Consider the following 8,749-nt stretch of genomic DNA (forward strand, 5'->3'; position numbering starts at 1 on the left):
TGTACAGCGGTCTCGTTGATTGATGCCCCATATTCGTTCATATATTTAAGTACCTCTAGTTTAAAGGGCAGAGTGTAATTTGTATAGGATGAAGCAAGTCCTTCCATCCCATGTTTTAGATAGCGAGCGACCCATCTTTTCAGAGGGGATAAACCTACATTTCTTTCTTGTGCAATGGATTTATAGGATTTTTTCCCTTCTAAGTACTCTAAAACTGCATGTAATTTTTCGTCTATCGTATATTTAGTCAAAAAAACTGCACCTCCAATTGTTAGATGTTGTCTAACAATTGGGGTGCAGTTCAGTTTCTCCGGCCCTTTTTGTGCATTTTTTTAGGCGAATGAATATCTTTAAATTCTTGCAAGGTAGATTGTTCCACTTATTAACGATTCTCTCCAATTACCACTTTTACTTTTGGGATTATATGTGCTAAAAGAATGGTTTTTCTTGTAAAAGAAGGAATTTGCATTTTGTTAAAGAAAATATATTTACATGATCTTGTTTATTGACAAGGAATGGGGGGTAAATAAAAGTAACGAACTAATAAAAATAATATGAGGGCCGAATTGAGAGTTAAATGAGAATTGTAGCTAGGTATTTTCAATTAGAAAAAGTGGTTTTAATGTATTACATAAAAAAATGAAATAGCTATAGTACAGGCTAAACAAGAAGTTTTAAAGGATTTTTTCAAATTTCAAAAAGGGTATTCATTTTAAATAAATTAGTGTATAATAAGGAATATGAAATACTTAATTAAAATTATTTCAAATTAGAGTGGTACTTATGAATACTAATAGTAGATTTCCCCTCATAGATCACCGATTCTATATTTAGGGAGTGTGAGTAAACATGGTAACATTATATACATCACCTAGTTGTACTTCATGCAGAAAAGCAAAAGCATGGTTAGAGGAACATGAGATTGGATATAAAGAAAGAAATATTTTTTCAGAACCGTTAACAATTGATGAGATTAAAGAAATTCTTCGAATGACAGAAGATGGCACCGATGAAATCATTTCAACACGGTCAAAAACTTTCCAAAAGTTAAACGTAAATTTAGAGAGCCTGCCTCTTCAAGAATTATATAAATTGATCAAGGAAAATCCAGGTCTGTTGAGACGTCCAATTATCCTTGACGAGAAACGGCTTCAAGTGGGTTATAACGAAGATGAGATAAGACGCTTTTTACCACGTAAAGTTCGTACTTTCCAGTTACGAGAAGCACAACGTATGGTCAACTAATAAGGTCTTTCAAGCTCTGCCAGGAATTGTGCAGAGCTTTTTCTTTATACATAACCGCTTTTTCGCCTGATGGAAACTTTAAAATCCGGACCATGTCCGATTTCATAGGCAACAGCTGATGTGTGGGATTTCCGGGAATATCCTATAGTCAGCATCATTAAAAGATAAAAGAAGAATGTAATACATCATGCTGTGTATATAATAAGGCATAAACGGTAGTTCGATTAATGTAAAGAAAGCACTGTGATAGTTGCATGCGGATGAATTTTTTTATAGAATGAATGGAATATTAGGCAAACAATTGTTTTTTAGATAAGTAACGTTTTTTATTTCCCTTCTTCAAGGTTTTGTCATAAAATGATGTAAAATAGTCTGTTTTAATGACTAACATGATTTACAGTATTCACTTACGGGTAAAGAGCTTTTAAGAGCAATTTTCGCTTGGGGGTTATTATCCCTTCAAAATGAGAAAGGAAGGGAGAGGGGAATCATGGAAATCGAACGCATTAATGACGATACAGTTAAATTTTATATTTCCTATATAGATATTGAGGAAAGAGGCTTCGATCGCGAAGAGATTTGGTACAGTCGTGAGAGAAGTGAGGAACTTTTTTGGGAAATGATGGATGAAGTGCACCAAGAAGAAGAATTCATGATTGAAGGACCTTTATGGATTCAGGTTCAAGCTCTTGAAAAAGGCTTGGAAGTTTTGGTCACAAAAGCTCAGCTTGCCAAAGATGGTCAGAAACTCGAGCTGCCTCTTTCGGATGATAAGTTAAAGGATTTGAATGTATCAGATAAGATGGATACTCTTCTTGATCAACATTTTCATGGTAAGGATGAAGAAAGCGGTATGACATTCGAAGATGGTATGATTGAGTTCATTACGAGTTTCGAGGATTTTGAAGATGTCATTTCATTAAGCAAGCGTCATGGCTTGGATGACTGGACGACAAAGCTTTATGTTTATCAAAATAAGTATTATCTTTATATCGAATTTTCCGAAGCGGAAATTGACGAGGAAGAAATCGATAATGTTCTAAGTCTTTTATTGGAATATAGTCAGGAGTCACCGATAACGGTGCACATGCTTGAAGAGTACGGAAAAATAGTTATAGAAAATGATGTATTCGCGACGGTCGATAAATATTTCGCTTAACTGTTGGGGCCGATTTCAGTAGAAATCGGCCTTTTCGTCCTAGAATGAATATGTTTACCTTAGGCAGGGAGTTTTTTTCCTGTCTCCCTGTGTTGTAAATTGGAGGTAGTCTAGGTGAAGAATATAGTTGGCATCAGTCTGCTTATTCTCTTGTTGGTCAGTCCTTGGTATTTTATTACAAATGAAGTCAATGGCGGGCTAATGTTTTATTCCAGCCTTATATTGACCCTTTTCTTGGCGATAACTGGGTTTGTGATTTTCCTGGAAAATCGAGATCCCATCCAAACCATAACGTGGCTTGTTGTTTTTTGTGCTTTCCCTTTCATCGGTTTCATATTTTACTTTTTGTTTGGCCGCAATTTCCGGAAAGAAAGGATATTTCGCAAGAAGTACTTTTTGGATAAGCAAAGATTCGTGAAAATGAGCGGCGAAGCGGAACATAATGATCGGATGAAGGAGATGGACGAGAACTCACAGCAGCTATTCTCTCTTGCAAACAGGCTAGGGAATAGTCCAATTTCATTTACAACCGAAACCCGAATTTTGAAAAATGGTAACGAGACATTTGTCAATATCATCGAAGAAATAAAAAAAGCCAAACATCATATCCATTTAGAGTACTATATCGTTAGGGATGACCGGATCGGCGGTGTGTTAAAGGATGTCCTGATACAAAAAGCAAGAGAAGGGGTAGAAATCCGTTTTCTCTATGATGCGGTTGGTTCATGGAAGTTGGCCCGCACCTATATCCATGAACTGAAGAATGCTGGGGTTGAAATGGTCGTCTTTGGTCCGTTGCATCTCCCGTTAATAAATAATAAATTCAACTTTCGTAACCATCGGAAAATAATTGTGATAGACGGCTCTATCGGTTTCATGGGAGGCCTCAATATTGGAGATGAATACTTGGGACATGATCCGAAATTCGGTTCTTGGCGTGATACACACCTTATCGTAAAAGGGGAAGCAGTCAGGACTTTACAGCTCATATTTTTGCAGGATTGGTATTATAGCACCAATCATAGCTTTTTAACGGATGAGTATCTCTTGACTGGCAGCCAGCTTCATCATGAGCATGGCGGAGTTCAATTGATTGGTGGCGGCCCGGATAGTGAGTGGACGATCATTAAGAACATTTTTTTTAAGATGATTACTTCAGCTGAAAAGTCTGTCTGGATTGCCTCTCCCTACTTCGTTCCTGATGACGATATCTTTCAGGCATTGAAGGTGGCGGCTTTAAGTGGTTTGGATGTCAGACTGCTCGTTCCCAAGAACCCCGATAAGCGTATTGTATTCCATGCTTCGAGAACCTATTTTCCTGAAATGCTCGCTTCAGGAGTTCGTATTTTCCAATATAATGAAGGCTTCATGCATAGCAAGATCATCATCGTTGATGACCAACTGGCTTCAATTGGGACAACCAATATGGATATGAGAAGCTTTCATTTGAATTTCGAAGTCAATGCCTTTCTCTACCGGACGGAAAGTACCCAACAGCTGGTGAATGATTTTTTGGAAGATATAAAGGTATCCCAAGAAGTGGAGATTGATGCATTTTCCAAGCGTAATATCGGTTTGAAAGTACTGGAATCCACTTGCCGATTACTTTCACCCCTTCTTTAATTGTACAAACTCTACTATTTGCCGATAAGGCATTTTTTTTTGCGAATTAAAAGGGATTCATAGCGGTACAAACGAATGTATTGGTTGAGGAGGAGATGTATGCTAACTGCGATAAAGAAAGATGGGACTTGGATTACCCTACCTGAAAAGATGCCGGCAAACGTGCTTGCAAAATGGAGAAAGTCAGAGAATTATTACTGCCCTTGTTGCAAGACGGAAATGTCCATCAAAGCTGGGAATGTCAGAATCCCGCATTTTGCCCATAAAAGTAATTCTTCGTGCCGTGCTTCTTCAGAACCGGAATCCGCTTATCATTTAATGGGAAAAAGAAAATTGTATCAGTGGTTTTTATCACACGATTATCAAGTCGATCTAGAGGCTTACCTGCCCCAAATAAAGAAAAGGGCAGATATCTTAGTTACGATAGGAGGATATCGCTTTGCGGTAGAATTTCAATGCTCAGTTATCCCGGAGAATGAATTCATTGAACGGACAAGAGCCTATCAAAGCGTAGGCATCAAGCCGATTTGGATCCTTGCTGCCAAAAGCTTAAAAAGGAAAAGTATGCATGAATTCCGATTATCCGGCTTTCAATGGCTCTTTGTCACCGGCAGTTGCCATCATCCGTTTCTATGGATGTATTGTCCGGAAACTGATCGATTATCCGTTTTGAAGAACCTCACACCTTTTTCCCCTAGAGTCGTCTTTGCCGAATTGACAACCGCTTCTTTAACAATCCTCAACCCTAGCCGATTAACCCCCAAAAAAAGCTCCTGTTTCCCTTTTTTGCCTTTTTGGAGATATAAACGAAAGGTCTGGTGCCTCCACCGTGTGAAAGCTGCACGTAGAAGCGACCCTTTTTTAAAAGGGCTTTATTTACATCATATTACACCTCCGACAATACCCATCGAAATAGGGGTACCAGTCAGAGGGATGCTTTTAATCGAGACTCCCACGATAGAATGGCAAGCGTGGATTTACATGGATGTGTTTCAAGAGAAAAAACCTGGGGAAAAGATTTCTATGGATGATATAATCCGTTTTTTTAAGAAGCGGACAAAAAATGGGGAAATAAAGCTTAGGTCGTTGCCTTTGCTTCATGAAAAGCCGATGGTGTATCCTGTAGGGCAATATATCCAGCTTTTAGAGGATATGGGCTGCATATCAAAGGCGGAGGAGGAGGTATTTAAAGTTGAAAAACGTTTATCTCTACCCTCCAACAGTGATGAAGGACAAATGATGGAAAGAATTTTCTATAATGAGCATAAGACAACGATAGAAAAGGGGAACATCCAGTATAATCAGGATTAACATCTCAGGTTCATCTTGAATTCAGATGAATTGGCAGGATTATTTTTGTCAATGGAGAAATAGTAATAAGAACGAGGATTTACAAACTAATAAAGCATGAACGCCGTATGAAGATTGCAGCATTCAATCCGGTTTAACGATGAGTAGCTGACTGGCGAGTTTTCTATGGAATGGAGAGGAATATTTTATGGCACAGGAAACAAAAGTGAATACTTTACCCTCAAGAAGTGAAATAGCTGCTGAAGATACTTGGAGACTGGAAGATATCTTCGCGACAGAAGAAGATTGGGAAGCTGCCTTTAAAGCAGTAAAAGAAGATCTCAAGAAAGCGGAGGCACATAAAGGGACGTTGGGTGAAAGCGCAGAAAAGTTATTTGCGGCCCTCCAACTACAAGATGAAGTATTTGAGAATCTAGGGAAAGTTTATTCTTATTCACATATGCGCAATGACCAAGATACAACCAATCCTTTTTATCAAGGGATGGAAGATCGGGCGAAAGCTTTATACGCCCAGGCAGCAGCGGCGTTTTCTTATATGGTTCCGGAACTGTTGAGTATTGATGAAAGCAAAGTTGAAGGGTTTTTGGAAGAAAAAGAAGAATTGAGTTTATATAAACATTCATTAGAGGAGATCAGTCTTCAGAGGCCTCATATCTTATCTGCTGAGCAGGAAGAATTATTGGCACAAGCATCAGAAGTGCTCGATGCATCAGGCAATACGTTCGGAATGCTAAACAATGCCGATTTGAAATTCCCGACCATCAAGGATGAAGAGGGAAATGAAGTGGAAATAACTCATGGAAGGTATATCCGTTTTCTTGAAAGTGAAGATCGCCGTGTACGTGAGGACGCTTTTAAAGGGGTATACAGCAAGTATGGAGAGTTCCGCAATACATTTGCTTCCACCCTATCAGGTGAGGTGAAGAATCATAATTTCAATGCGACAGTTCGTAAATATGATTCAGCACGCCAAGCTGCTTTAAGTAACAATAACATTCCTGAGAGCGTATACGATAATCTCGTTAAAACGGTTAATGACAATTTGCCGTTACTGCACCGTTATCTTGAATTACGTAAGAAAGTACTCGAATTAGATGAACTTCATATGTATGATTTATTCACCCCGCTTGTGAAGGAAGTGAAGATGGAAGTAACATATGAAGAGGCGAAGGATTATGTCCTTAAGGGTCTTGCTCCGCTCGGGGAGGACTATTTGAATGTTTTAAAAGAAGGATTTGAAAATCGTTGGGTCGATGTACATGAAAACAAAGGGAAACGAAGCGGTGCCTATTCTTCCGGTACATACGGGACGAATCCTTATATTTTAATGAACTGGCAGAATAACGTCAATAACTTATTCACGCTAGTGCATGAATTTGGGCATTCGGTCCATAGCTACTATACGCGTAAATATCAGCCATACCCATATGGGAATTACTCGATATTTGTAGCGGAAGTTGCATCGACCTGTAATGAAAACTTATTGAATGATTATTTATTAAATACGATTGAAGATGAAAAGAAACGGATCTATTTATTAAATCATTATTTAGAAGGTTTCCGTGGAACATTGTTCCGCCAAACGATGTTTGCGGAATTTGAGCATACCATTCATTTAAAAGCTCAAAGTGGGGAAGCATTGACAGCTGATATGCTGACGAAGGAATATTATGAGCTGAATAAAAAATACTTTGGCGAAAGTGTGACCATTGATGAGGAAATCGGATTGGAATGGGCTCGTATTCCACATTTCTACTATAATTACTACGTTTATCAATATGCGACTGGAATCAGTGCAGCTACAGCATTAAGCAAGCAAATCCTTGAAGAAGGAGAGCCTGCTGTCAAAAGGTATCTGGAGTTCTTGAAATCAGGAAGTTCCGATTATCCGATTGAAGTACTCAAAAGGGCAGGCGTCGATATGACAAAAGCAGAGCCTGTACAAGAAGCAATGAATGTATTCGAGGAAAAATTAAATGAGTTGGAAGAACTTTTGAATAAATAGGATGTGAAAGAGACCCGAAAAGCTTCGGGTCCTTTTTTGGGAGGTCCACTATAATCCTTTAAAGCGATTTCTTTGATTTAAACTGTTAAGAATAATGAAGAAAACGAAAAATAAAATAGGGGAGGTAAAGTACAGGGGAATGAGTTGCATGATTCCGAGTAGCTGGACGAATAGCGACCCTAACAAGAGTATGAGTAAAATAATGGCTTTCAATTTGGTCACCTCCAACCTGTTAAGTGATAATAGATAAAAGCTTCTTTATTAGATTTTATGTGCTAGAATAAGCAGTATTCTAAGAATATGACAATAATGTGAAATGAAGCACAAAGTTCTTGCAATTAATGTGTGTAATCTGCTATAGTACAGATATAGAAGTTATCACATCCCAAACATATACCCCTTTGTTTGATCGTCGTGAAATTTCTCCCATCCCCTTTGTTCGTATAAATTGATAAAAACCTCAGCAAATTTCGCGATTTGCCGGGGTTTTTTCTTTGGATGATAGGCAAACGGTATAAAATGAGGCTGAATGCAGCAAAAGATGAAAAAATATTTAGATGATCCATCGAATAGAATTGTGAAGATTTTCACAAATTAACGTATCCATTTTTTACCGAAAATCATCTGGATCCAAATCGAAAAGAAATCGGGTTTGCTAGTGTTGCCAAGATAAATGCAAGATGAAAAAATTATTTTGTGAACAATTTGTGAAAAGTTGCACATATAGTTGAAACATAAAATGGTTACTGTTATATTATTAATTGTGAAGTTAATCACAAACAAACTTATACCCCTTTGTTTGATCGTGAAAAGTTTCTCCCATCCCCTTATTTCATATAAAAAACCATGCAATCGTTTGATTTGCATGGTTTTTCCCTTTTAATATAAAAGAAGTTTAAATAAAAAAGACTGTAGGTAAAAGAGGTTTTATCTAAATTTATAACAAAGTTGATTGGAATTGGTGTGCGTGTCTCCTGAGGGAAAAGCCTGTCTAGGGGAGACCCCGCAGGCGTAAGCCGAAGGTGGACAGTCGGCGAAAAGCAAGTTTCCTACGTTACAATCAACGTTCAAATTGCAAAAGCCATAAAAAAACACCCCGTAAATGTTAGTTTGGTGTCTAACATTTGCGAGGCAGTTCAACTCGATTTCCAACGAGTTTGTCTACAGTCTGAAAGCAGTCATTTTCATGACTGGTTCTTTGTATATCTCCAAAACGTCCCGTATTTTGCTGGAATTTTCTCTGCCACCTGTTTTAAAACAAGTTTCTTCATTTCCAACTCGACGTTATTCTTGGTCATATTGTAAACCGTTTCGATTTCCTTAGTGGCCACTAGTTTGAAACAGCTTAAAAACTCTTCTAGGGAGGGTGGTTTTGCAGGGGCGGGAAGTCCATTCAGCATATCTTC

The 8,749-nt window shown here is 38.1% G+C and carries 6 protein-coding genes and 1 pseudogene; 5 read left to right on the top strand and 2 right to left on the bottom strand.

Annotated elements, in window-relative coordinates; all coding sequences use genetic code 11:
* Nucleotides 1-251, bottom strand: a 251-nt coding sequence (locus tag LQ203_RS26955; protein ID WP_230155323.1) for a transposase, incomplete at its 3' end; no start/stop codon positions are given.
* Between the two features lie 598 nt (nucleotides 252-849).
* On the opposite strand from LQ203_RS26955, the gene spxA reads away from it, so the two are divergent.
* The 5 genes from spxA to pepF all read left to right on the top strand — a co-directional run bounded on the left by spxA (nucleotide 850) and on the right by pepF (nucleotide 7,343).
* Nucleotides 850-1,245 carry a transcriptional regulator SpxA gene (gene spxA / locus LQ203_RS26960; protein WP_034314502.1) on the top strand — a complete coding sequence of 132 codons (396 nt, stop codon included), beginning with the start codon at nucleotides 850-852 and terminating at the stop codon, nucleotides 1,243-1,245.
* A gap of 490 nt (nucleotides 1,246-1,735) precedes the next feature.
* Nucleotides 1,736-2,404, top strand: coding sequence for an adaptor protein MecA (gene mecA / locus LQ203_RS26965; protein WP_230162965.1), 669 nt, complete (start codon nucleotides 1,736-1,738; stop codon nucleotides 2,402-2,404).
* 114 nt (nucleotides 2,405-2,518) lie between these two features.
* On the top strand, nucleotides 2,519-4,027 hold the full coding sequence (gene cls, locus LQ203_RS26970; protein ID WP_230162967.1) for a cardiolipin synthase: 1,509 nt from the start codon (nucleotides 2,519-2,521) through the stop codon (nucleotides 4,025-4,027).
* Nucleotides 4,028-4,126: 99 nt separating this feature from the next.
* Nucleotides 4,127-5,338: a competence protein CoiA family protein gene (locus LQ203_RS26975; protein WP_230162969.1), complete on the top strand. Its 1,212-nt coding sequence runs from the start codon at nucleotides 4,127-4,129 to the stop codon at nucleotides 5,336-5,338.
* A 187-nt stretch (nucleotides 5,339-5,525) separates the two neighbouring features.
* Nucleotides 5,526-7,343, top strand: a complete 1,818-nt coding sequence (gene pepF / locus LQ203_RS26980) for an oligoendopeptidase F (RefSeq protein ID WP_230162971.1) — start codon at nucleotides 5,526-5,528, stop codon at nucleotides 7,341-7,343.
* 1,184 nt (nucleotides 7,344-8,527) lie between these two features.
* On the opposite strand, the pseudogene LQ203_RS26985 reads toward pepF, so the two are convergent.
* Nucleotides 8,528-8,749 (bottom strand): annotated as a pseudogene (locus LQ203_RS26985) (DsbA family protein); the annotation flags it as partial.

It is taken from the genome of Peribacillus sp. Bi96 (genome assembly GCF_918698115.1).
Lineage (GTDB): Bacteria > Bacillota > Bacilli > Bacillales > DSM-1321 > Peribacillus.

Coding starts and splice junctions, on each gene's coding strand:
- mecA (WP_230162965.1), top strand. CDS start 1,736: ATGGAAATCGAACGCATTAATGACGATACAGTTAAATTTTATATTTCC.
- LQ203_RS26975 (WP_230162969.1), top strand. CDS start 4,127: ATGCTAACTGCGATAAAGAAAGATGGGACTTGGATTACCCTACCTGAA.
- pepF (WP_230162971.1), top strand. CDS start 5,526: ATGGCACAGGAAACAAAAGTGAATACTTTACCCTCAAGAAGTGAAATA.
- spxA (WP_034314502.1), top strand. CDS start 850: ATGGTAACATTATATACATCACCTAGTTGTACTTCATGCAGAAAAGCA.